26 protein-coding genes are annotated in these 25,480 nt (G+C 30.2%); 3 read left to right on the forward strand and 23 right to left on the reverse strand.

Annotation, left to right across the window (positions count from 1 at the left end):
- Positions 1-67 precede the first annotated feature (67 nt).
- The 11 genes from ftsY to pta form a co-directional block, all read right to left on the reverse strand.
- Positions 68-982, reverse strand: coding sequence for a signal recognition particle-docking protein FtsY (gene ftsY, locus OIF33_RS02890; protein ID WP_322502723.1), 915 nt, complete (start codon positions 980-982; stop codon positions 68-70).
- A gap of 13 nt (positions 983-995) precedes the next feature.
- Complete coding sequence (gene smc, locus OIF33_RS02895; RefSeq protein ID WP_322502724.1) at positions 996-4,553, reverse strand: chromosome segregation protein SMC; 3,558 nt, start codon at positions 4,551-4,553, stop codon at positions 996-998.
- Positions 4,554-4,569: 16 nt separating this feature from the next.
- On the reverse strand, positions 4,570-4,665 hold the full coding sequence (locus tag OIF33_RS02900) for a DUF4044 domain-containing protein (RefSeq protein WP_322502725.1): 96 nt from the start codon (positions 4,663-4,665) through the stop codon (positions 4,570-4,572).
- A gap of 90 nt (positions 4,666-4,755) precedes the next feature.
- Positions 4,756-5,829, reverse strand: a complete 1,074-nt coding sequence (locus tag OIF33_RS02905; RefSeq protein WP_322502726.1) for an elongator complex protein 3 — start codon at positions 5,827-5,829, stop codon at positions 4,756-4,758.
- Positions 5,808-6,521 carry a ribonuclease III gene (gene rnc / locus OIF33_RS02910; protein ID WP_416173347.1) on the reverse strand — a complete coding sequence of 238 codons (714 nt, stop codon included), beginning with the start codon at positions 6,519-6,521 and terminating at the stop codon, positions 5,808-5,810. The genes OIF33_RS02905 and rnc overlap by 22 nt, the downstream gene beginning before the upstream one ends.
- A gap of 98 nt (positions 6,522-6,619) precedes the next feature.
- On the reverse strand, positions 6,620-6,850 hold the full coding sequence (acpP, locus tag OIF33_RS02915) for an acyl carrier protein (RefSeq protein WP_322502728.1): 231 nt from the start codon (positions 6,848-6,850) through the stop codon (positions 6,620-6,622).
- Between the two features lie 76 nt (positions 6,851-6,926).
- A complete protein-coding gene (gene plsX / locus OIF33_RS02920; RefSeq protein ID WP_322502729.1) occupies positions 6,927-7,946 on the reverse strand; it encodes a phosphate acyltransferase PlsX in 1,020 nt (339 codons plus the stop codon).
- A gap of 56 nt (positions 7,947-8,002) precedes the next feature.
- On the reverse strand, positions 8,003-8,185 hold the full coding sequence (gene rpmF, locus OIF33_RS02925) for a 50S ribosomal protein L32 (RefSeq protein WP_003449428.1): 183 nt from the start codon (positions 8,183-8,185) through the stop codon (positions 8,003-8,005).
- Positions 8,186-8,200: 15 nt separating this feature from the next.
- A complete protein-coding gene (locus OIF33_RS02930) occupies positions 8,201-8,596 on the reverse strand; it encodes a DUF177 domain-containing protein (protein ID WP_322502730.1) in 396 nt (131 codons plus the stop codon).
- Between the two features lie 218 nt (positions 8,597-8,814).
- Entirely contained in the window at positions 8,815-10,008 is a 1,194-nt protein-coding gene (locus OIF33_RS02935) for an acetate kinase (RefSeq protein ID WP_322502731.1), read from the reverse strand.
- Positions 10,009-10,116: 108 nt separating this feature from the next.
- On the reverse strand, positions 10,117-11,118 hold the full coding sequence (pta, locus tag OIF33_RS02940) for a phosphate acetyltransferase (protein ID WP_322502732.1): 1,002 nt from the start codon (positions 11,116-11,118) through the stop codon (positions 10,117-10,119).
- A gap of 235 nt (positions 11,119-11,353) precedes the next feature.
- On the opposite strand from pta, the gene OIF33_RS02945 reads away from it, so the two are divergent.
- Together OIF33_RS02945 and ylbJ are read left to right on the forward strand one after the other, a co-directional pair.
- Positions 11,354-12,559, forward strand: a complete 1,206-nt coding sequence (locus tag OIF33_RS02945) for a nucleotidyltransferase (RefSeq protein ID WP_322502733.1) — start codon at positions 11,354-11,356, stop codon at positions 12,557-12,559.
- A gap of 68 nt (positions 12,560-12,627) precedes the next feature.
- Positions 12,628-13,788: a sporulation integral membrane protein YlbJ gene (gene ylbJ / locus OIF33_RS02950; RefSeq protein WP_322502734.1), complete on the forward strand. Its 1,161-nt coding sequence runs from the start codon at positions 12,628-12,630 to the stop codon at positions 13,786-13,788.
- Here ylbJ and OIF33_RS02955 read toward each other — a convergent pair.
- From OIF33_RS02955 to OIF33_RS02980, 6 genes are all read right to left on the reverse strand, one after another.
- Positions 13,771-14,301 (reverse strand): ATPase, encoded by a 531-nt coding sequence (locus OIF33_RS02955; protein ID WP_322502735.1) that lies wholly within the window; start codon positions 14,299-14,301, stop codon positions 13,771-13,773. The genes ylbJ and OIF33_RS02955 overlap by 18 nt on opposite strands.
- An 8-nt stretch (positions 14,302-14,309) precedes the next feature.
- Positions 14,310-14,804 (reverse strand): pantetheine-phosphate adenylyltransferase, encoded by a 495-nt coding sequence (coaD, locus tag OIF33_RS02960; protein WP_322502736.1) that lies wholly within the window; start codon positions 14,802-14,804, stop codon positions 14,310-14,312.
- Between the two features lies 1 nt (position 14,805).
- Positions 14,806-15,363 carry a 16S rRNA (guanine(966)-N(2))-methyltransferase RsmD gene (rsmD, locus tag OIF33_RS02965; RefSeq protein WP_322502737.1) on the reverse strand — a complete coding sequence of 186 codons (558 nt, stop codon included), beginning with the start codon at positions 15,361-15,363 and terminating at the stop codon, positions 14,806-14,808.
- 64 nt (positions 15,364-15,427) lie between these two features.
- Positions 15,428-17,461, reverse strand: a complete 2,034-nt coding sequence (recG, locus tag OIF33_RS02970) for an ATP-dependent DNA helicase RecG (RefSeq protein WP_322503251.1) — start codon at positions 17,459-17,461, stop codon at positions 15,428-15,430.
- A 257-nt stretch (positions 17,462-17,718) separates the two neighbouring features.
- Positions 17,719-19,365, reverse strand: coding sequence for a DAK2 domain-containing protein (locus OIF33_RS02975; protein ID WP_322502738.1), 1,647 nt, complete (start codon positions 19,363-19,365; stop codon positions 17,719-17,721).
- Positions 19,366-19,378: 13 nt separating this feature from the next.
- Entirely contained in the window at positions 19,379-19,726 is a 348-nt protein-coding gene (locus tag OIF33_RS02980; protein WP_322502739.1) for an Asp23/Gls24 family envelope stress response protein, read from the reverse strand.
- Positions 19,727-19,920: 194 nt separating this feature from the next.
- On the opposite strand from OIF33_RS02980, the gene rpmB reads away from it, so the two are divergent.
- Positions 19,921-20,112, forward strand: a complete 192-nt coding sequence (gene rpmB / locus OIF33_RS02985; RefSeq protein ID WP_003458496.1) for a 50S ribosomal protein L28 — start codon at positions 19,921-19,923, stop codon at positions 20,110-20,112.
- Between the two features lie 92 nt (positions 20,113-20,204).
- On the opposite strand, the gene spoVM is transcribed toward rpmB, so the two are convergent.
- From spoVM to OIF33_RS03010, 6 genes are all read right to left on the reverse strand, one after another.
- The gene (gene spoVM / locus OIF33_RS17085; protein ID WP_416173348.1) at positions 20,205-20,321 is read right to left on the reverse strand and encodes a stage V sporulation protein SpoVM; all 117 of its coding nucleotides are present in this window, start codon (positions 20,319-20,321) and stop codon (positions 20,205-20,207) included.
- Positions 20,322-20,353: 32 nt separating this feature from the next.
- A complete protein-coding gene (locus OIF33_RS02990) occupies positions 20,354-20,983 on the reverse strand; it encodes a thiamine diphosphokinase (protein WP_322502740.1) in 630 nt (209 codons plus the stop codon).
- A gap of 1 nt (position 20,984) precedes the next feature.
- Positions 20,985-21,638 carry a ribulose-phosphate 3-epimerase gene (rpe, locus tag OIF33_RS02995; protein WP_322502741.1) on the reverse strand — a complete coding sequence of 218 codons (654 nt, stop codon included), beginning with the start codon at positions 21,636-21,638 and terminating at the stop codon, positions 20,985-20,987.
- Positions 21,638-22,501 (reverse strand): ribosome small subunit-dependent GTPase A, encoded by an 864-nt coding sequence (gene rsgA, locus OIF33_RS03000; protein WP_322502742.1) that lies wholly within the window; start codon positions 22,499-22,501, stop codon positions 21,638-21,640. Before rsgA ends, rpe begins: the two co-directional genes overlap by 1 nt.
- 190 nt (positions 22,502-22,691) lie before the next feature.
- A complete protein-coding gene (pknB, locus tag OIF33_RS03005) occupies positions 22,692-24,755 on the reverse strand; it encodes a Stk1 family PASTA domain-containing Ser/Thr kinase (protein WP_322502743.1) in 2,064 nt (687 codons plus the stop codon).
- A 1-nt stretch (position 24,756) separates the two neighbouring features.
- Positions 24,757-25,476, reverse strand: a complete 720-nt coding sequence (locus OIF33_RS03010) for a Stp1/IreP family PP2C-type Ser/Thr phosphatase (protein WP_322502744.1) — start codon at positions 25,474-25,476, stop codon at positions 24,757-24,759.
- Between the last annotated feature and the right edge of the window lie 4 nt (positions 25,477-25,480).

Genomic DNA, 25,480 nt, shown 5'->3' on the forward strand with positions numbered 1-25,480 from the left:
AAAAATAACATTTTCATTTTTTTTATTCTTTTTCAGAATTAAATATAAGTTTTAATTAAAACCTAAATTATAATAATGCCTCTGCAAATTCTTTAGCATTAAATTTTTGTATATCATCTACACCTTCTCCAACTCCAATATACTTAACTGGAATATTTAAAGTATTCTTTATAGATATAACAACTCCACCTTTAGCTGTTCCGTCTAGTTTAGTTAATATTATACCATCAATAGGACAAGCTTCCATAAATTGTTTTGCTTGAATAACAGCATTTTGTCCTGTTGTTCCATCTAATACTAAAAGAGTTTCTTTTTTTCTATCTCCTAACTCTCTATCTATTATTCTATTTATTTTAGCTAACTCATCCATAAGGTTTTTCTTGTTATGAAGTCTTCCAGCCGTATCACATATTAATAAATCCACATTTCTAGCTTTAGCAGCTTGAACAGCATCAAATACAACAGCCGCTGGATCTGAACCCTCTTGATGTTTAACTATATCAACATTAGCTCTTTGACTCCAAATATCTAATTGATCTATTGCCGCCGCTCTAAATGTATCTGCTGCCGCTAACAATACTTTCTTACCATTATTTTTATTTCTAGCAGCTATTTTACCTATTGAAGTAGTTTTACCAACACCATTAACCCCTATGATAAGCATAACTTTCTTTTCGTTATCCTCTTCCTCCTCTTCATAGTCACCTTCTAGCATCATTTCTGCAATAACTTCTTTTAAAGCTGGTTTAACCATTTCAACATCATTTATCTTTTCTTTTCTTATCTTAGCTTTTAATCTATCTATTATTTCAACAGTTGTATCCATTCCTATATCTGACATTATAAGAGCCTCTTCAAGCTCTTCATACATATCATCATCTATAGTAACAGCTAAATTTAAAGCCTCATTTATTTTATCCGTTAAGTTGTCTCTTGTTTTTGTTAATCCAGTTTTTAATTTGTCAAATAATTTTCCAAACATTTTTTCTCCTCCTCTATTTGTCTAAGTCTACTGAAACAATTTTAGATATACCCTTTTCTTCCATAGTAACTCCATACATAATATCAGCAGCTTCCATAGTACCCTTTCTGTGAGTTATTACTATAAACTGTGTATTATCTCTAAACTTGCCTAAAAACTCTGCATACCTTCTTACATTGGCATCATCTAATGCAGCCTCAATTTCATCTAGAATACAGAATGGTGTAGGTTTCATCTTTAATATTGAGAATAATAATGCTATAGCAGATAAAACTTTTTCTCCTCCAGACATAAGATTTATATTCTGAAGCTTTTTACCTGGTGGTTGAACATTTATATCTATGTTTCCTGTAAGCTCATCACCCTCACCTAAAACAAGTTTTGCACTACCACCCTTAAATAATTCTTTGAAGGTTTCATCAAATAATTTATTTAAAATATTAAAGTTCTGTCTAAATACTACTCTCATCTTAGAAGTCATCTCTTCTATAACATTTAAAAGTTCTTCCTTAGCCTTTTCTAAGTCATCTCTTTCTGTAGCCATAAAATTGTGCTTCTCTGATATTTCCTTAAACTCTTCAATAGCATTTACATTAACATTACCTAATCCAGTTATTCTAGCTTTAAGAGTTGTTATTCTTGATTTATGAGAATTAATATCTTCAATAGGCCTAAATCTATTTTTTTCTTCCTCAAAAGTTGTATTAAACTCTTCTAAAAGTCTCTTATTTAAAATATTTTTTTCATTTTCCTGTTTAGTATATGTTATATCATTCTTATGAACTTCTTCTTCTTTTCTAGCTATCTCAACTGAAAGAACCTCTAAAGCATTTTCTACAGAGTTAATAGTTTCTTTCAACTTACCTTTTTTAAGTTCAAAAGATTTAAAGTTTTCTTCAAGAGTAAGTATATTTCCCTCTTCATTCTTTATAAACTTTTCACATGAAATTATTTCCTTCTTACTTTCTTCCTTATTAGATTTGATCTCTTCTAAGTACTTAGTAAGATTAACAATTTTATTTTCTACCTCTTCTATCGAAGAATTTATTCTGGAAGCCTCTTTTTCTCTTCCTTCAATAACTTCTTGAAGTTTAGCCTTGTTTATTTTCATATTAGTTAATTTATCTTTATGCTTAAAAAGATTTTTTGAAAGCTCTTCACATTTCTTCTCTAACTCTTTAACCCTTTGAGAATTAGTCACTTCCTTATTTTCAACCTGACTAATCTTTTCATTAACCAATTCTATCTCTTTCTCTATTTTGGCTTTTCTTGAATCAGTATCTTTAAGTTCTAATTCTAAAGATTTTATTGAGTTTTTTATTTTAAATGTTTCATCATTAACATTTTTAATCTTATTATTTAAATCTGCTAATTCTAGATTCTTTTCATATATCTTATCTGTGATTTCTTTCTTCTGTATATTTAAATCTTCTTGAATGTTATTTAACTCTTCCAATTCCTTAGTTAATATTTTTTCTTCTTTTTTGACATTAACTAATTCATCTTCTAAAGATTTAACTTCATTTTTCCTAGACATTATACCTGTATTCTTTTGATAAAGACTACCACCAGTAAGAGCTCCACCAGCATTTACTACTTCCCCAGATAAGGTAACTATTTTATATCTATAATTAAGCACTTTAGCAATCTTTATAGCATTATCTATATTATCACATATTATGGTTTTACCTAATACATAGTTTATTACATTCTTATAGACCTCTTTAAATCCCACTAAATCCGAAGCTATTCCTAAGAATCCTTTACTTTCAACAATATTTTTACTAAGCTCTAACTTCTTACCTCTTATTATGGATAATGGTAAGAATGTAGCTCTTCCTAATTTATTTTCTCTTAAATGGTTAATAAGAATTTTAGCTACTTCTTCATCTTCAGTTATTATATTAGAAATACTTCCACCTAAAGCTATTTCAATAGCAGTTTCATATCCAGCTTTAGTTTCTAAGATTTCACCTAAAACCTTACATTTGTTCTTATTTATTTTAACACGTCCAGCATCTACACTAGACATAATCTTCTTTACAGAAAGATTATACCCTTCATACTGCTTTTCTAGCTTGTTTAGCATTTCCTTATTAGCTTCAAGTTTATTTCCTTTTGATAAAACTTGGTTTAACTTATTTTGAGTTTCCTTAATACTATTAAGTCCCTCTCTAAACTGGATTTCTTTTTCTCTTAATTCTTTTTCTTTATTTTGCTTCTCCTCTTCAATATTTTGAAGTTCTTTTTGAAGAGTTACTTTAGTTGCTAAATTTATCTTTAATGAATTATCATAATTTGTTTGCTTGTTTTTTGAAGATTCAATCTTCTCATTTAAATTATTTAATTCACTTTCTAACATTGTTTTTTTATTTTTAGAAGAAGAAACTTTTCTTAAAAGCTCTAACTCCTCATCTTTTATTTTCTTAACTTCTTTTTCCTTAGAAATAAGTTTAGAATTTAGTTCATTAACTTCCTTTTCTAACTTATTAATTTCTTCTAACTCTTTAGCAAATTTATCTTTATTTGAATTAAAATCCTTCTCTATAGAATTCTTTTCCTTCATTAAGCTATTTAGTTTTTTCTTGTTTTCTTCTAACTCTGCCTTATTTTTAAGAACTAATTCATCAATATTCTTAATTCTTTCATTTAAAAGATTTACCTTACCTAAGCTTCTATTTATTTCTTCCTTCTTAGCAAAGTACTCTCCTTGCTTTTCAGAATGACTATTTTCTAAAGAATCTAGTTCTTCCTTTAAAGCAAACATCTTTTCTCTTTCTACTTTATACTTTTCTTTTTGCTTATCATTAAAAGCTATTAAATCTTGTATCTTTTCTTTTTGCTTTAATATAACCTCATCAATATTATGAAGTTCACTCATAATAGATGAAATTTCCTTATGTTTAAGCTCATTAGAAAGTTCTAAATATCTTAATGCTTTATTCTTTTCCTCTTCTAAAGGACCTAATCTTTCCTCATAAGTAAAAATTATATCATTTATTCTAACTAAGTTTTCTTCCGTATTTTTTAATTTCCTCTCAGCTTCAACTTTCCTAGATTTAAACTTAACAATTCCTGCTGCTTCTTCTAGAATAGCTCTTCTATCTTCCGGCTTCCCACTTAGAATACTATCTATTTTACCTTGACCAATAAGCGAATACCCTTCTTTTCCTATTCCTGTGTCCATAAATAGGCTTACCACATCTTTTAGTCTACAAGGAGAATTATTTATTAAATATTCACTTTCTCCAGAACGGAATAATTTTCTAGTAACTTTTACATCTAAATAATCTAAAGGAAGTTCTCCTAAAGAGTTATCTAAAGTTAAGGAAACTTGAGCATATCCTATAGGCTTTCTATATTCTGTACCAGTGAAGATTACATCCTCCATCTTAGCACCTCTTAAAGTTTTAGCACTCTGTTCTCCTAAAACCCATCTTACGCTATCTGATACATTACTCTTACCGCTTCCATTAGGACCAACTATAGCAGTTATCCCTTTTTTGAAATTCAATTCCGTTTTATCAGCAAATGATTTAAACCCCCTTATCTCAAGAGATTTTAAAAACATATATTCACTCCTATCCTTACATAAACATAACTGGTAATAAAGTTGCTAAAAAGCATATTATTATAAAAACAATTGTATATTTTATAACTTTTTCTCTTGTATCTTTTCTCACTACACTTCACTCCTCATGGTATAAGTTTATATTATGCTAATTAAAATATCAATAAAAAAAGCCCCAGAGATTAACTCCAAGGCATATAAATTATAAATCTATTTTATATACTTTTGATTCTACTTCTATATTAATTTTATCTACTTCCATAGAATTCTCTACCTTAACCTTCAACTCACAATTTTTAGCCTTGTTCTTAAGTTCATTGAAGTATCTCTTCTTATCTGCATAAAGTTTAGAAACAGCCCTGTTACTAACCCTTATAATGACCTCTCCACTTTTATCCTTTAGTATATTGTAGATATTTTCATTTATAATACTACTTTCTACTAATTCTCTAAAAGCAGGATGAAAAGGTCCATCAACTATATCTTTTCCTAAAGCTATATTATCTGTTGGCTGAAGTCCTATTCTTATAACCTGTATATTATTTTCCTTATACATCTTATAAAGCTTAGCACTTATACAGACAGCCTCTTCTAGAGTATATGGCTTATAAGTTCCCTCTAAGTACATATCTTCCATAGGAGTATTTTTAACTGTAAGAGCAGGATATATTCTACATATATCAGGCTTCATTTTTATAGATTCCTTTGTTGTTTCTATATCTTTTTCAAAAGTATCTTCAGGTAAGCCAACCATTATTTGATGACCTAAAGTAAATCCATATTCCCTTATAAGCTTAGAAGCTTTAAGAACTTCTTCATAACCATGCCCTCTGCCTGATTTATGTAATACTTCCTTATCTAAAGATTGAACTCCAAGTTCTATTATATCAACTCTATAGCTCTTTAAATGATCTAAAATAAACTCATCAATATAATCTGGTCTAGTAGATAATCTTATATAGTCTATTATATTTTTATCTTTATATTCTTTAGCAACAGCTAATAGTTCCCTTTGCTTGTTAATATCGATAGCAGTAAAAGTTCCCCCAAAGAAAGAAACTTCTAATACCCTATCACCTTCTCCAATTGTTTCTATATACTCTTCAATTGTCTTTCTTACAAAATCACTATCAACCTTATTCTCTTGCTTGTATTTTGGCCCTAATATAATTTCCTTATTCTCCCCAGTAATTTTCCCTTGATTACAAAAAACACAATCATGGGGACATCCTTCATGAGGAACAAATATAGGTATTATATAGTGTCTTTTTCCCATTTAATTTCACCTAACCTTTGTAGTGCTGCTTTAGCTGCATTTTGCTCTGCTTCTTTTTTGCTATATCCAACACCTTCGCCCATGACCTCATTGTTTATCATAAGATCTGTAAAGAATTTTCTTCTATGAGGAGGACCTTCATGTTTAACTAAATTATAAACAATATTAACCTCTCCATTTTTTTGAAGAACTTCTTGTAATCTAGTCTTAAAGTCTAAGATTATCTCTTCGTTTATAGCCTTATCTATAACCTCTTTAAAGTTTCTTAATATAAAGTCATTTGCAACCTCGATTCCCTTATCTAAATAAACAGCTGCAATTACCGCTTCTAAAGCATCAGCTTGAATTGAGGTTCTTTGTCTTCCTCCAGTTAACTCCTCACCCTTACTCATTCTTATATATTTTCCAAGTGATAGTTTTATAGAAACTTTATGTAAAGAACTTTCACAAACTACTAAAGCTCTTATTTTAGTTAATTCACCTTCTGATTTTTCTTTGTAATTATTGAATAAATATTTTGTTACACAAAGCTGAAGAACTGAATCTCCTAAAAATTCTAATCTTTCATTGTATTTTACATCTTTAAATTGATTTGCATAAGAACTATGCGTTAATGCTGTTATAAGCACCCCTTTGTTTTCAAACTCAATTCCTATGAGTTTTTCAACTTCTGTTAATTTTATCTCTTTCACCTTAAAATCCATCTCCTTAAGGTTTATTCTTCAAGTTGTTTTTGAAACAACTTCAAGAATAAACTTAAATTAAAAATCCCGCTTAATGCGGGACTTTGTTACTTCTCTGAATGTTCTGTGATGTATTCTACTACATCTCCTACTGTCTTGAAGCCCTCAGCATCTTCATCTGGGATTTCCATCTCTAACTCTTCTTCAAGAGCCATTATTAATTCAACTATATCAAGAGAATCAGCACCTAAATCATCTATAAATGTTGACTCCATAGTTATTTCATCTTCGTTTACGCTTAATTTATCAGCGATAATTACTTTTAACTTATCAAACATCCAATTCACCTCCTAAGTCAATCTAATAAAATATTATTATATATAAAATCCATAGTCAATATGCATTACGTAATTTTTAAATATTTTTTTGATTATCAAAGCTTTTTTTCGCAATTTCCTCACTTAATTTTCCAATTAAGTTATTTTCATGGAATATTTTCGCTTGTCTTATTGCATTTTTGAAAGCTTTAGCATCAGAACTTCCATGTGCTTTTACACATATTCCCTTTACACCTAAAAACGGTGCTCCACCATATTCCTTATAATCCATTTTTTTCTTAAGATTTAATAAAGCTGGTGCTAAAAATGGTACTCCTAACTTAGCTAAAAATGATGATTTCACTTCTGCTTTAATCATGCTTAATATTGTAGAAGCAACTCCCTCGTACATTTTTAGTACAGTGTTTCCAACGAATCCATCACAAACTAAAACATCAACATCTCCAGTTGAAACCTCTCTAGGTTCAACATTTCCTACAAAATTAATATCTTTTTCTTCTTTTAAAAGTTGATAAGTAGCTTTTGTAAGATCGTTTCCTTTTTCTTCTTCTTCTCCAATATTAACCAATCCGATTTTAGGGTTACTAACTCCCATAACAGATTTAAAATAAACCTCACCCATTTTAGCAAATTGAACTAAATAAGAAGGTTTAGAGTCAACGTTAGCTCCCGCATCAATTATCATAAAAGGACCATTTTTTCCCGGCATAACTGGTGCTAAGGCAGGTCTTTCAACCCCTTTTATTCTTCCTACAATAAGCGTACATCCAGTTAAAAAAGCACCTGTGCTTCCTGCTGATATAACAGCTTCACACTCATTCTCCTTAACAAGTCTAAGAGCTTTAACAAGACTTGAGTCCTTTTTCTTCTTAACAGCCATAGCAGGATGTTCATTAGTACTTATTACTTCTTTAGCATCTATAAAAGTAACCCTTTCTTTATCATATTTGAATTTTGAAAAGGCTTCTTTTAAAAGATCTTCTGGACCAGTTATGTATATCTCTATATCCTTAAATTCTTCTAATGCCTGAACACACCCTTCAACTACTGCATTAGGGGAATGATCTCCTCCCATTCCATCTACAGCAATCCTCATGAGTTTACCCCCTTTTTTTCCTATATATAAAGAAAAGAAAGTCATAAGACTTTCTTTTATTCTTCAACTGATACTACTTCTTTACCTTTGTAGTGTCCGCAGTTTTTACATACTCTATGAGCCATTTTCATTTCATGACATTGTGGGCATTCTACGATACCTGGTAAGCTCGCCTTGAAAGTTTGAGCTCTTCTTGAATCTCTTTTTGCTCTGAACGTTTTTCTAGCTGGATTTCCCATTGTTACACCTCCTTATTACTTAAACAAGTCCATTAGCTTTGCCATTCTTAAGTCAATTTCTTCATTGTCACACTGGCATGTTTCTTTATTTAAATCAATACCACATTTTTGACAAAGCCCTTTACAGCTTTCACTGCAAAGTCTTTTTATAGGTAAGGTTGAAATTACGTTTTCTACTACCGCTTCAGCAACATCTAATTCGTCGCCTTCTACAAAAGCAATAGAATCATCTTCTTGGTTTGAATTATTTGTAAACTTCTCATCCATATCTATTGATACTTCATAAGAGAAATTTGTTAAACATCTTGAACACTTCATCTGAAGTTCTCCAGTGATATTACCTAATAACTCTATAAAAGACTCACTAGATATAAATTCACCAGTAAAATGTAGAGGCTTTACAACCTTCATATTTTCGCCTTCAAATTCAAAGCTTTTTAAATCTAGAACAAAATCTAAAGATTTTCTTCTTTCTCTTTTTGAGCATAATTCTGAAAAATTTAATTTCATAATTTACGTAGTTAAGTAACTACTTTCACGCTCCTTAACATAAGATATGCATTGTTTATTCCTAAACAACACATATCTTATTATATTGATTACCTATTTAAAAGTCAAGCATTTTATAATTATTTACTTACAATACTTACTGTATCTTGTGCTATTACTAGCTCTTCGTTAGTTGGAACTACGTAAAGTTTAATTCTTGAACCTTCTTTGCTTATTTCAGCAACCTTAGCTCTTATATTATTTCTTTCTTCATCTAACTCAATTCCTAAGAACTCTAAGTTTCTACAAATAGCTCCTCTTTCTATGATTGAGTTCTCTCCAACTCCAGCAGTAAATACTATTACATCACAGCCGTTCATCTCAGCAATGTATGAACCTATACATTTCTTTACTGAATTTCTAAATAAATCTAAGGCTATTTGAGCTTCTTTACTTCCTTTTTCAGCAGCTGCTTCAACATCTCTAAAGTCACTGCTTACTCCTGAAACTCCAAATATTCCTGATTTTTTATTCATTAAAGTATTTACTTCTTCTGCAGTATATCCTAATTCATCTATTAAGTATGTAACTACAGCTGGGTCTATACTTCCACATCTAGTTCCCATTACTAATCCAGCAAGAGGAGTGAATCCCATACTTGTATCTAAACATTTTCCATCTTTTATAGCAGATATACTTGCTCCATTTCCTAAGTGACAAGTTATTATTTTTAAATCCTCTATGTTTTTACCCATAGCTTCTGCCACTTTAGCTGAAACATATTTATGAGAAGTTCCATGGAATCCATATTTTCTTATATGCTCTTTTTCATATAACTCATATGGTAAAGCATACATATATGAACTTGCTGGCATTGTTTGATGGAATGCAGTATCAAAAACAACAACCATTGGTACATTAGGCATTGATTTTTGACAAGCTTTTATACCAATTATATGTGCTGGATTATGAAGCGGTGCTAATTTAGAACACTCTTCTAAATCTCTCATAACTTCCTCTGTAACTAAAGCAGATTCTGAATATTTTTCTCCACCATGTACAATTCTATGTCCAACAGCATTTATTTCATCAATTGATTTTATAACACCGTGCTTTTTATCAACTAAAGCTTTTAAAACTAAATCAACAGCAACTTGATGATTTTCCATAGGTGTTTCAATTACATATTTGTCTTCTCCGGCTTTTTGAGTTAATATAGATCCATTTAATCCTATTCTTTCAACTAATCCGATAGCTAAAACTTCTTCATTTGTCATATCTATTAATTGATATTTTAATGATGAGCTTCCGCAGTTTATAACTAATACCTTCATTATAAAATCCTCCTATTAATCTTATAAATTCAGCTTATTAAGCTTAATTCATATTAATTCTATCCATCTCTATCTATATAAATTCTAACAACTTAATTTTTCATATAATTATTTAGTTGCTTGTGCTTGAACAGCAGTGATTGCAACAACATTAACGATATCTTCTGAACTACATCCTCTTGAAAGGTCGTTTATAGGTTTAGCAAAACCTTGACAAACTGGTCCAATAGCTTCTGCATTAGCAAATCTTTGAACTAATTTATATCCTATGTTTCCTGCTTGTAAGTCTGGGAATACTAAAACATTAGCCTTTCCTGCTACCTTGCTGTTTGGTGCTTTTTGAGAAGCAACCTTTCCAACTATAGCAGCATCTAATTGTAATTCACCATCTATATCTAAATCTGGTCTTAATTCCTTAGCTTTTTCTGTTGCTACTCTTACCTTTGTTACTAAATCGTGGTCAGCACTTCCCATTGTTGAGAATGAAAGCATTGCAACCTTTGGATCCATTTTACAAAGATTTTTAGCAGTATCAGCAGTAGCTATTGCTATTGCTGCTAATTGGTCAGCATTTGGATTTGGATTAACAGCACAGTCTGAGAATAATAACATTCCACCTTCTCCATATTCTGATCCTGGTACCATCATTATGAAGAAACTTGATACTACAGATACTCCTGGAGCAGTTTTTATTATTTGAAGACCTGGTCTTAAAAGGTCACCAGTTGTATGTACAGCACCTGATACCATTCCGTCTGCATCACCCATTTTTACCATCATAGTTCCGAAATATAAAGGATCTCTTACGATTTTACCAGCTTTTTCAACTGTCATTCCTTTAGCTTTTCTTAACTCGTAAAACTCGTTTATATAAGTTTCTAATTTATCTGAAGTCTCAGGATCAACTACGTTTACTCCGTCTAAATTCACTCCTAAACTTTCAGCTTTTTCTCTAATTACTGATTCTGAACCCACTAAGTAAACATCAGCAAGTCCTTCCTCTTTTATTTTTTGTGAAGCAATAAGAGTTCTCTCTTCATCACCTTCTGGAAGTACTATCTTTTTTCTATTATTTTTAGCACTCTCCCATATTTGTTTCATAAGTTCCATGTTAATTTCTCCTTTCAAGTCAAAGCAGATCTTATGTGTCATCACACACAATACTAATAATACTATACTCCTATACTAATATATTTTTCAACAGATAACAAATAAAAAAACCACATAATAATATTTTTTTTATATTAAAAATTATCTGAATTTTCTTATAAATTTATACCCTTTATTATTTTTATATATTAGGGTATTATATTTTTATCAAACTATGAAAAAGCGGTGATTTAATATGAATATAACTGGCATAATAACTGAATATAATCCTTTTCATTTAGGTCATGAACTCCACTTAAAATCCTCAAAAGAACTCACTAACTGTGATGGAGTTATTTGTGTTATGAGTGGAAACTTTGTCCAAAGAGGTTTACCAGCCTTAACTGATAAATGGACTAGAACTAAAATGGCATTAGAAGCTGGAGTTGATTTAGTGGTAGAACTTCCAACTCTTTTTGCAACTTCCTCAGCTGAATTTTTCGCCTTTGGAGCCGTTTCTTTATTAAACTCTCTAAATGTTGTTGATAATCTTTGCTTTGGTTCTGAATGTGGAGATATAGATTTAATAAAAAAACTTAGTGAAATTATTGTCAATGAACCACAAGAATTTAAAGAATATTTGAAAGAGTTATTAAAGGAGGGGCTTCCTTTTCCTAAAGCTAGAAGCAAAGCTTTAATGAAGTACCTAGAAAATAATAATTTTAAAATAGACTTTTCTTATTTAGAAACAGTTTTAAATTCTTCTAATAATATATTAGCCATAGAATATTGTAAAAGCCTTTATAAACTTCAAAGTTCTATAACACCTTTTACAATTAAAAGATTAGGTGCTGATTATAACAAAGAAGAACTTTCCAAAAACGAAATAGCTTCTGCATCTGCTATAAGAAAGAGCATTTATACATCAAGCATAGAAGAAAGTCTTGAATTTATGCCTAAGTCTAGTTATAAAATACTTAAAAACTCTTCATTTAGTAGTATAGATAAAATGTTTGATTTAGTTAAATATGCTATAATAAGCAATCCTAATATATTAAAGGAAATACCTGAAGCATCTGAAGGAATAGATAATAAGATAATTCAAAACATAGGAAAAGCCAATTCTTTAGATGAACTAATAAATTTATGTAAGAGTAAACGCTATTCTTATACTAGACTTAATAGAATTTTATGCCATGTTCTTTTATGTGTAGATAAGGAACTTCTGTCTCTTAGAAAATCCCCTCCTAAATATATAAGGATTTTAGGCTTCAATAATAAAGGAAGAGAAATTTTAAAAGAGATTAAGCAAAATTCAGAAATAAATATCGTTAATAAATTATCAAAATCTAAACCAGATCCCTTGTTAGAATTTGACATAAAATCCACTAATATTTATAGTCTTTTAAATTCATCTATTAAAGTTAACAGTGACTATTTAAATAGTCCTATTATTTTTTAGATAACAATAATATTATTATATGTACTTAAATATAAATACTATATATGATTTCGCAAAAGGAGGAAACCATGTATAGTATTTTATTTTTACTTATAATAATACTTAGCATAATTTTAATAAAATTATTGAAGATAAAAAGCAATATTATTTTTTCTCTATTCCTAACCCTAACTGTAATATACTTCATAATTAATCCTAAACTTTCCATGGAAGCATCCTTAGCCGGTGCAAAGTTATTTTTTTACTCTGTACTTCCAACAATGTTTCCATTTATGGTTATTTGTAATATGATAATTAATCTAGATGGAATAAAGCTATACTCAAAAATTTTGGGTCCTATACTATGTAGGCCTCTAGGATTAAGCTATCCTTGTAGCTTCGCTTTGGTAGCAAGCTTTCTTTGTGGATATCCATTAGGAGCAAAATATTCTACAGATTTATATAAGAAAGGTATTATAAGACATGATGAATTTTTACACCTTCTAAACATTGCTTCTAATATAGGTCCTTTATTTTTATTAGGTGCTGTGGGTACATCCATGTTAGGTAATTCTACTTTAGGATACTTGCTATTAATACCAAGTTATCTTTCAGTAGTTATTATGGGAATAATAACTAAAAATAAAAAAAGAGAGAAAAAAATCTCTCTTCCTGGTAAAGATATTACTGAAAGCAAGTCCCACTATAATATAGGAGAAGTAATAAAAAAGTCTATTGAAGATGCTTCATTAAATATACTTGTCCTATGTGGATACGTAATTATGTTTTCAGTAGTAATAAGCATGGTAAAAACCTTATTTGTTTCAACTGGAACATTAACAAGTTTAAGTTCCCTATTAAATATACCAGAAGATATATTTAATGGCTTATTCCTAGGAGGCATAGAGGTTACAAACGGCTGTAACATAATTGCTTCTAGTAACTTATCAATTTTAAGCAAATTATCCTTGATTTCATTCTTAAGTTCCTTTGGTGGACTTTCAATTATAGCTCAAACATCTTCTTTCTTTTATAAAGAAAATGTGTCTATACTAAAATACTTTCTTTATAAAGTTTTACAAGGAATAATTTCTTTCGTATTAATGTTCTTTATCTATATGATATTTAAAAATAATATATCAGTATTTTTAATAGAAAGTTCTTTCTTAATTACACTTTCTCCATTAATACTTATTATAGGAATAACCTTAGGATTGGCTATTTTGTATAAACTATTTATCGCCTCTTAATTCCCTAATGTTACTTCTTATTTCACTTGTTGCTTTATCTAAGTCTTCAGTGAAGCCAATAGCAAATTTCTCCATATTATTTTTCATATGGTTAAGAAAGTCTTCTCTTTTATTTGTTATTTCATTTTCTAATTGAGATAATATTTCATCAGCATATTCTCTTGAGCCTAGTCTAATAGTTTTTGCTTGTCTTTGAGCATTAGCTATTATCTCCTGGGCTCTTAATTCTGCTTCTTTTACTATATTATGATTTTCAATTCTCTTTTTCATCATTTCGTAAGTTTCTTGCTTAACACTCTCATTCTCTTTTCTAGCTTCAGCCAAGATTCTTTCCTTTTCTCCTAAAACCCATTGTGCTTTCTTAATCTCATCTGGAAGACAATTAATTACCTGGTCTATAAGTTCAATGACCTCTTTTCTATCAACAACAACCTTACCAGTTATAGGTACTTTAGAAGCCCCGTCAACAGTATCTCTTAAGTAATCTAAAATTTCAATAACTTGTGACTCCATGTTAATAATTACCCCTCCCTTCTCAAAATGCTAATCCTTTCTTCTATATCTTCAACTATTTCCTTCGGAACGAAGTTCTTTATTTCTCCATTAAAACTTGCAACTTGCTTTATTGCAGATGAACTTATATAGGAATAATTAGGGCTTGTAACCATAAATACGGTTTCAACCTCATTTGCTAATTCTCTATTCATAAGTGCCATTTGGAATTCATATTCAAAATCAGTTACTGATCTTAATCCCTTTATTATTACATCTGCTTTCTCTTCTCTCACAAAATCAATCAAAAGCCCATTGAAGCTCTTAACCTCAACATTACCGTATTTCTCAACACATTTCTCTATAAGATTAACCCTTTCTTCTATAGAAAACATACCTTTTTTATTTATGTTTATAAGAACAGCCACTATGACCTTATCAAATTTACTTGCCGCTCTTTCAATAAGGTCTAGATGTCCTTTAGTAATAGGGTCAAAACTTCCTGGATAAACCCCTACCCTCATTTTAGTCCTCCTCTATTCTATAAAAGCAAACTGTTGTATTTCCGTATTTTTTAACCTTTGTAAGTTTTATCTTTTCAGTTCCTTCAAAGATTTCTTCACTTGAATCTATCTTAGTAACTATTAATCCATCTTCTTGAAGTAAGTTCTTCTCTTCTATTATCTCTATAGCTTCTGGAATAAGATTTTTCATGTATGGAGGATCTATAAACATTAAATCAAATACTTTTCCTCTTGAAGCTAAACTTCTTAATGCAGAATAAGCATCTGTGTTTAGAGCATGACAAAAATCTCCGAATCCTAATGACTCTATATTTTTCTTTAAAACTGGAAATGTTACTGGACTTTTATCAACTAAGTAGCACTCCTTAGCGCCTCTACTTGCTGCCTCTAATCCTAAACTTCCTGTTCCTGCAAAAACATCTATAACTACTGCATCAGGAATATCCCATTGAATCATGCTAAACATTGATTCTTTTACTCTATCTAGTGTTGGTCTTGTTTCATGTGTTGGTGGTGATAATAGTTTTCTTCCTCTTGCTTTTCCTGCTATTATTCTCATTTTTGATGTCCTCCTTTGATTTTCCTTAATTATTTTATCACATTACTAGTTTTTGAACAATTTACTAATTGAAACAAATGTATCTACTATTTCTTTCAATTCCTCTCATTATTTCTGTACAAAGTTTTTTATTATCTTCATTTATGTTATTTACGATTAATTTCGCTTCATGATTAGCACATTTTAATATATTTATATCATCAACTACATTTGCCAAGATAAATCCTTCATCTCCGTGCTGTCTCATACCAAAGACTTCTCCTGCACCTCTTAATTTCAAATCTTCCTCAGCTATATAGAAACCGTCTGAACTTTCTGTCATTATTTCCATCCTTCTTTTAGTAACATCATTTTTAGTATTTGCTATAAGAATACAAGATGACTTATGTTCTCCTCTTCCTACTCTTCCTCTAAGCTGATGAAGCTGTGCTAGCCCGAATCTTTCTGCATTTTCTATAATCATCATTGTAGCATTTGGTACATTAACACCTACTTCTATAACCGTTGTAGATATTATACCCTTTATTTCCCCTTTTTTAAAGGTGTTTATAATTTCATCCTTATCTTTTCCTGACATTTTGCCATGTAAGATCTCAATTCTAATATCTTTAAATATTCCATTATTAAGTTCCTCATAAATTTTCTCAACGGAGTTTAAATTCAGTTTTTCATTTTCTTCTATTAAAGGAGAAACTATATAAAACTGTCTTCCCTTTTCAACTTCCTTTAAGGCAAATTCATAGGCCTTCATTCTATGGTTCATATCTACCAATATAGTATCTATTGGTTTTCTTCCTGGTGGAAGTTCATCTATTATAGATATATCCAAATCACTATATAAATATAAGGAAAGAGTTCTTGGAATAGGTGTTGCTGTCATTACTAAAACATCTGCTCTCTTATTTTTGTTTATAAGTTTACTTCTTTGTTCAACACCAAATCTATGTTGCTCATCTGTTACTACAAGTCCTAAGTTATTAAGATCTACGTCATCTTGTATAACTGCATGAGTCCCTATTAACATTATTTCTTTTCCTGAAGCGATTTTTTCTTTTATTCTCTTCTTTTCCTTCTCTTTAGTGCTACCTGTTAAAAGCTCTATATCTACTCCAAAATCATCTAAATATTTCTTAGCTTCAGCATAATGCTGATTAGCTAAAATTTCAGTAGGTGCCATAAGTACTGTTTGATATCCATTCATATATACATTAAACATAGATATTAAAGCAACTAGAGTTTTTCCTGAACCAACATCCCCTTGCACCAATCTATTCATAGCAATATTTCTCTTTTGATCCATCAGTATTTCTCTAAGAGTTCTAGATTGTGCATTAGTTAAAGTATATGGTAATGACTCCTTTAAATCCTTAAGAAGAGGACTCATTTTAAAACTTATACCACTATTTTCTTTCTTTATGTGAGCTTTCATCATTATTATCTTTAAAGAATAAGTAAAAAGTTCCTGAAACTTTAATCTATTTATAGCACTTTGTAATTCTACTCTTCCATCAGGAAAGTGAATACTTCTTATGGCCTCATCTAATGAAATTAGTTTATATTTTTTAACTATTTCATCAGGTAAATTTTCTTTTATAACCATATTCTTAAGTATTTCATTTATTAACTTTACTATAACCTTATTAGTTAATCCATTTTTCAATGTATATATAGGTAGTATTTCACTTTTATTAGCTTCCTTACATGGTATTAATGGATTAATAACCTCTAAAGTGTTACCAACCTTTTTAAATTTCCCCATAAGGTTATATTCATTGCCTAAAGTGAAATTCCTTTTAATATAAGGCTGATTAAACCATTTTCCAACAACTTTTAAATTATTGTATGTAAAATTAATAGTGGTCAGCGTTTTTCCATTTCTAGTTCTTATAGAACTTCCATAACTTTGAACCCTGCATTTTAAAATAGCTTTTTCACCACTTGTATCTCCACTTAGATTTATGTCATCAGTTAAAAACTCATAATCTCTAGGAAAATATAAAAGTAAATCTAAAACAGTGAATATTCCTACTTTATTAAGTTTTTCTTTAAGCTTAGGTCCAACTCCCTTTATAAATCCTATATCATCATATATGTTAATCCTAATCCCCTCCTTCAGATAAAAAAGTTCAACTAAATCTTTCTATCCAATTTCCATAGAACTATGGCGATTAATTAATAATTTCTACATCATGTTTTTTAAAAATATTACTTTAAAACATAGCCAAATTTTAAAGTAAAATTGCAAAATTAAAGGATTATAACCATAAAAATATAGCTATAACCCCATAATAAGATTTCTATTTCTATTAGTTTTAACAAAAACTAAAATTTATCTAATAAATATCAAATCTCAATTTATTCTACTGACATTATGAAGTAGTATAATGGCTGCTCTCCATTATAGCACTGAACATCTAAGTCATCATATTTTTCTTCTAATTTTTCAATTAAGGCATCAACCTTTTCTTCTTCACAGTCTTTACCATAGAATATAGTGATTAACTCTGAATCTTCATCAACTAAAGAATCTATTAAGTCTTCAGCTACTTTATATGGATCTTCTCCAACTTCTTTTATCTTACCTTCAACTAAGCCTAAGATATTACCTTCTTTGATTTCTTTTCCATCAATTTCAGTATCTCTAACAGCATATGTTACTGAAGTTGTTTTAACCATTTCCATGGCTTCTTTTAATTCTTCAACATTTTCTTCTACATCAGCCTCTGGATTAAACATAGTTATACAAGTTATTCCTTGAGGAATTGTCTTAGTTGGTATAACTCTTATATCCTTGTCTGAAATCTCAGCTGCTTGGTTAGCTGCCATAATTATATTTTTATTATTAGGTAAAATAAATATATGTTCAGCATTTAATTTTTCAATAGCTGCTAACATATCCTGAGTACTTGGGTTCATAGTTTGACCACCTTCTATAACATAGTCAACACCTAAGTCCTTAAATATGTTTTTCATACCTTCACCCATTGCTACTGATATAAATGCATATCTTTTAAATTCCTCAGCTGCAACGCTTTCCTCTGTTTCAGCCTCTTCTTCATACATACCTTCAAGCATTTCTCTGTGCTCTTCTCTCATGTTATCAATTTTAATCTTTGAAAGCTCTCCAAATTTAACTGCTTCTTCAAGAACTTTTCCTGGATTATTTGTATGAATATGGACTTTAATTACATCCTCATATCCAACTACAACTAAAGAGTCACCTTTATCTATAACCTTTGATTTAAAATCTTCTGCATGAGTTGCATCACCTAGTATTATGAATTCAGTACAATATCCAAACTTAATGTCTTCCTCACTCATAGATTCACTTCTTTGAGCCTTAGCCACAGAAGATTTAACAGCTTGAGGTGTTCCTGTAGTTACTTTTAAATCATTTTCTAAAGCTTCTTGTATTCCTTGAAGGATTATTAATAATCCCATTCCGCCTGAATCAACAACTTTAGCCTTCTTTAACGCTGGTAACATTTCTGGTGTTTTATCAAGCATTATTTTACTTTCTCTGCAGACTTCTCTCATAAGTTCAGTTATATCATCTTCTTTTAAAGCTACAGCCACTTCTCCAGCAGTTCTAACAATTGTAAGTATTGTTCCCTCTGTTGGTCTCATTACAGCCTTATAAGCTGATTTACTACCTTCTAAAAGTGCATTAGCAAATTCACTTGCATCAGCTTCTTCTTTTCCTTCAAGCCCTTTTGAGATACCTCTAAGAATTTGTGAAAGAATAACACCTGAGTTTCCTCTAGCACCCATAAGTGCCCCCTTAGCTAATTTCTTAGAAACTTCGCCAATATTTTTGCTGTTCATTCCTTCAATTTCCTTAACAGCTGCTCTAAATGTCATAGACATATTTGTTCCTGTATCTCCATCTGGAACTGGGAAAACATTAAGAGAGTTTACATATTCACTCTGTAACTCTAACTTATTTGCTGCATTACTCATCATATAATACAAGTGTTCCCCATTTATCTTATTAAATTTCATTCTGTTTTACCTCCTAGACTCTAACCGCTTGAACATTTACTGTTATGCTAGATACCTTAAGCCCAGTATAATTTTCAACATTGTACTTAACCTTTTGAATTATATTGTTTGCTATTACAGATATTTTTGTACCATACTCTACCATAACAAATACTTCTATTGTTAACTTATTAGTCTTATTATCTATTTTTACGCCTTTTGTTAAGTTTTCTATTCTCATTAACTCCCAAAGGCCTTCTGTAGCGCTCTTAGAAACCATTCCAACGACTCCGTAACATTCCATTGTTGATAACCCAACAATTTTTGCTAAAACGTCATCAGTGTAAGACACATTTCCATATTCATTTGAATATCCAATCATGGCGATTCCTCCTCAACTATTACATATACTATATTCTATATTAAATACATTTATTATTCAAGAACTATATATGTTTAGCAACATATTTTTAAAGATTTATTTTAATATTATACTTGCACAATTAGTATATCTTATGATAGAATATTATCTGTCCTATTGAAGATTTTATCTTCATTTTAAAGGAGGTGTTTTTAATGGCAAGAAGATGCGAGATTTGTAACAAAGGAGTTGTCGCTGGAGTACAATACAGTCACTCACACAGACAATCAAAGAGAACTTGGGCTCCTAACATAAAAAAGGTTAAAGCAATCGTTAAAGGAACACCAAAAACTGTTCACGTTTGTACAAGATGCTTAAGATCTGGAAAAGTTCAAAGAGCTATATAAGAAATCTTTGGCAAAAATGCAGTTATTAAACTGCATTTTTATTTTGCACAAAAATAAGGGATAAGTCTTACTTATCCCTTATTTTTTCCATCTTATGTATTAGATTTTTTATTACCCTTAAAAGCCCTAACTATCTTAGCTAAGAATTTTGGCAACTTAATAGTCATTATTCTCATAAACTCTCTCCTACCTTTAAAATTATTTCTCATTTTATTTTATGCAGAAGAAACTCAAATTGTGTTTAATCTCTTGAATATATAACTAAAACTTCACCTTTTTCAAAGGATATTTCAATATATTCATCAATAAACTCATTAGAAACACATAATGAATCTCCTATTAAAAGTTTATGATTATGTAGTTCATATTTAGAACCCTTTATAGAAAAATTGTTTACTGGTGAACCAAATGCTTGAAAAGATATATATGCTCCAAACTCTTTTTTAAGAGTTGTCCCTTTATTCTTTAGATAAATTTTATTATTATCATCAATAATATATGCCTCTATGCCTCTTACTAAAGATTCTCTTAAAAGTCCTAAGTTAGCCATAACATGGTCTAATCTTGTTCCTGTAACCCCTAAAAAAACAATTTCTGTTACCCCTAGCTCCACAGCTTTAAAAAATGCAATTTCTGTATCAGTATTATCTTTTTCTGGATTAAATTTTTCTATCTTTATATTATCTAATATATACTTAAATTCTTCTCCTATGGAATCAAAATCTCCTAGGGCGTAATCTGGAGTAAAGCCATTTTCTAAATAAGCCTCAACCCCTCTGTCAGCAGCTATTAATAAGTCACAATTTTTAATCTCACTTTCTAATAACTCTTTACTAGGTTTTTCTCCTCCAGCTATTATAAGTGCTTTCATATTATAGTGCCTCTCTTAAAGCTTTAATGTTTTCTTCTATTTTATCTTCTTTAAATACAGCTGATCCAGCAACTAAAACATTAGCTCCTGCTTCTACTATCTCTTTTATATTATTTGCACCTACTCCTCCATCAACTTGGATTAATAAGTCTTCTTTACCGCATGCTTTAGCCATTTGTTTTACTTCTCTTATCTTGTATAAGCTATATGGTATAAAACTTTGTCCTCCAAAACCTGGATTAACAGACATTATTAATACCATATCTAGTGAAGATATTAAATTTTGAAGCATTGAAACTGGTGTTCCTGGATTTAAAGCTATTCCTGCTTTGCATCCTTTACTCTTTATATAATTTATTGTTCTATCAATATGTCTATCTGCTTCATAGTGTACAGTTATTAAGTCTGCTCCTGCACTTATGAATTCATCTACGTATCTTCCTGGTTCCTCTATCATTAAATGAACGTCAAAAACAAGATTACTTAGTCCTCTTATGGCTTTCATTATTGGAAATCCAAAGCTTATATTGGGAACAAAATGACCATCCATTACATCTATATGTAAGAACTCTGCCCCACCTTTTTCTACTCTCTTAACTTGTTCTCCTAAAATACTGAAATCTGCTGATAATATTGATGGTGCTATTTTAACCATTAATTACCCCTCCTATTTATTATCTCTTCTAAGGTTTTTATATAAAATTCATATCTTAGCTTATTTATTTTACCCTCTCCAACTGCTTCTTTTACAGCACACTTAGGCTCTTTATAGTGATTACATCCATTGAATTTACAAAGGTTATTGTACTCATTAAATTCTGGGAAACAATACTTTAAACTGTCTCTATCTATAAAAGTAACATCTAAAGTAGTGAAACCTGGAGTATCCACTAAAAATCCATTATCTACATCTATAAGTTCACTATGTCTAGTAGTATGCTTACCTCTTCCAATTTTCTCACTTACACTTCCAGTTTCCATATGATCTCTATCTATAAAAGCATTTAAAAGCGTAGATTTTCCTGCTCCAGAGGGACCACAAAGAACTGTTATGTTATTTGCTAATCTTTCTTTTAAGGCATCAAATCCTTTTCCTGCCTTAGCATTTATGAAGAGAACCTCATAACCTATATCATTTATTAATTCTTTTAATTTTTCCTTTTCTTCTTCTGTACATAAATCTTCTTTATTTAAACAGACAACAGCATGTATGTCATTATACTCACAAAGAGTTAAAAATCTATTTAATAAATCTAAATTTATATCAGGATTCTTTATTGCAAATACAACAAAAGCTTGTGTTACGTTTGCAACAGTTGGTCTTATAAGCTCTGAGCTTCTCTCATGTATTTCTTCTATTACACCTTTTCCATTCTCTACTTTTATTGTAACTCTATCACCTACCATAGGTTTTAATGAATTGTATCTAAACTTTCCTCTAGCCTTACACTCGATAATTCCTTCTTCTGTTTTTATATAATAGAATCCACCTATTCCTTTAATTATAATTCCTTCCATATTTCCTCCCTATCTTTAATAGTATATATTCTTATAATAAACAAATTTTAATATAAAATGCAAGAAGCTTAAGCATTATATATTAACTTCTTTCTCTCCTAACACTGATTTCTATTTATAATTAATAAAATTCTCCCACTTATAAAAATTTATAAAATAAAAGGGAGTATTAACTCCCTTTTATTTTATATTATGATTTTTTATTTGAAGTACTAGTACTTGCATGTTGACCATTTGTACTAGTTTGATTTGGATTATTTGGATTAGTTGATGAATCTCCACCATTAGTTTTGTCTCCATCATGGTTTTGATCTCCGCCATTAGTTTGGCCACCACCATTATTTTGATCTCCACCATTATTTTGGCCGCCACCATTATTTTGACCGCCATTATTCTGGCCACCACCATTATTTTGACCACCATTATTTTGACCACCATTATTTTGGCTACCATTATCACTTGGCTCAGTTGGTTTTGGTGGAACATAATCACCATAATAATTAATTGTTATAGTTAATTTTTCCCCTTGTTTAATTGTAAGAGATCCTGATTGGCTTTGGCTATAAACTTTACCAGCCTCACCTTCACTCTTAGCAGCATCACCCTTAACAGCATTTACTCCAACACCAGCATTAGCTAGGATAGATTTTGCTTCATCCACACTTTTTCCAGATACATCTGGAATATTTACTGTTGTTGTTTTTATTTCTTTACCTTTACTTATAGTGACATTTACTTTAGAATCCTTATCTACTGATTCATTAGCATTTGGACTTTGATATATAATTTGTCCCTTTGGAACACTATCACTATATTCATAGCCTACATCTCCAAGTTTTAACCCTAAATTATTTAAAGTACTCTTAACGCCATCTAAATCCATTCCTGCTAAATTTGGAACCTTTATTTGGCTTTCTCCTCCACTAATAGTAAGTTTTACTTCACTACCACTCTTTACAGTAGCATCTACACTCGGATCAACCTTTAATACAATTCCTTTTTCTTGGTCGCTTTCTTCTGTAACCTCTAATACCTTTAATCCTAAAGCTTCTAACTGACTCTTAGCATCTTCTGCCTTTTCGCCAACAACATTAGGTATTTTTACATCTTTTTCTTTTCCGCCTTCTACAAATTTCTTCATACCTAAGAATCCAAGTGATATACCTAACACAATTACTAAAATAGTTGCAAGAACTATTAGTATTTTTGATTTTGTCTTCTTTTTCTTTGTAGTTACAGGCTTCTTATCTTTATTTTCAGCTACTTCCTGATTTTCGTCTTCATCATCGTCATCTTCATCATCATAATCATAACCATCGTCATCATCTTCATCTTCTTCAGGCTTACTAGTATCAGCATCTGGAACAACAACTGGAGACATAACTCTTGTAAATTGTTCTTTATCCGCTCCTGCCTTTGATGATATTACAACATCAGGATTGTTTTTTATTTTTTCTAAATCACCTATTATTTCCTTAGCCGTTTGATATCTATTAATAGGATCCTTTTCCATAGCCTTTAATATTAAATCATTTAAACTATCTGGAATATTAGGGTTTATATTTTTAGGAGGTATTGCTTTCTCCTGTATGTGTTTTACAGCTACGGTAACTGGTGAGTCTCCATTAAAAGGAACAACTCCAGTAACCATTTCATATAAAACTATTCCTAAAGAATATAAATCAGTTCTATAATCAGTATAAGTTCCTTTAGCTTGTTCTGGAGAAAAATAATGTGCTGACCCCATAACACTATTAGTATGAGCTATTGTTGAGGAATCCATAGATTTAGCTATTCCAAAGTCTGTTACTTTAACAACACCTTCTTCTGTAACTAAAATATTTTGTGGTTTAACATCTCTATGTATAATTCCACTTCTATGAGCACATTCTAGAGCCTTAGCAACTTTTATTCCTATGCTTATAGCAACCTCATAAGGTAAAGCTCCCTTTTCTTGGACTATGTCCTTTAAAGTTTTACCTTCTATATATTCCATAACAATGTAGTTCATATCCTCTTGAGTTCCGACATCTAATACATTTACTACATTTGGATTAGATAAGTTTGCAATAGCTGTAGCCTCTTTTTTAAACCTTCTAACAATTTCTTCATTGTTTTTAAATTCATCTTTTAATATTTTTACAGCTACGAATCTATTTAGTTTTCTACATCTAGCTTTGTAGACAAAGGACATGCCGCCTTCACCTATACACTCAAGTAACTCGTACCTATTCCCTAAGATTTTACCTATCATTCTATTTCTCTCCTCCAAAAACTAACACGGTGATATTATCTCGTCCTCCTCTTTCTTTAGCCATTTCAACTAAATCCTTACATGCATTATGAAAGTCTTCAGCTTTTATTACTTTTTTCCAAATTTCATCTTCATCAACATCATTGCTTAATCCATCTGTGCAAAGTAAATATGCTTTATACTCGTGTCTATCCACCTTAAACACATCAACATCAACATTTGAATTAGTTCCTATTGCTCTAGTTATTATATTTTTTCTTGGATGCTTTTTAGCTTCTCCTTCTGTAATACAACCACTATCAATAAGTTCTTGAACTAAGGAGTGATCCTTTGTTAATTTTTTAATTCCATTTTCATTAATACCAAAACAAGCACTATCACCAACGTTAGCAATATAAACCATATTTTTAACTTCTAATATAGCTGTTATAGTTGTTCCCATACCTGATAATCCAGTACTTTCTTGACTCATATTATATATTTTAGCATTTGCATGTAATATTGCATCTTTTAATAGACTATCCAATGGTATTATTCCATAATTTTCTTTTATAAAACAAATAATGCTTTCTACAGCTCTTTTACTAGCCACTTCTCCAGCATTATGTCCACCCATTCCATCACCAACTACATATATTGAAAATTCATCTTCTCTACTATAAGATAAAAAATCTTCATTTAACTCTCTAACATTACCTTTATCTGTTACAAATCCTAACATAAAT

This window comes from Clostridium sp. LIBA-8841, assembly GCF_034439435.1.
Classification (GTDB): Bacteria; Bacillota; Clostridia; order Clostridiales; family Clostridiaceae; genus Sarcina.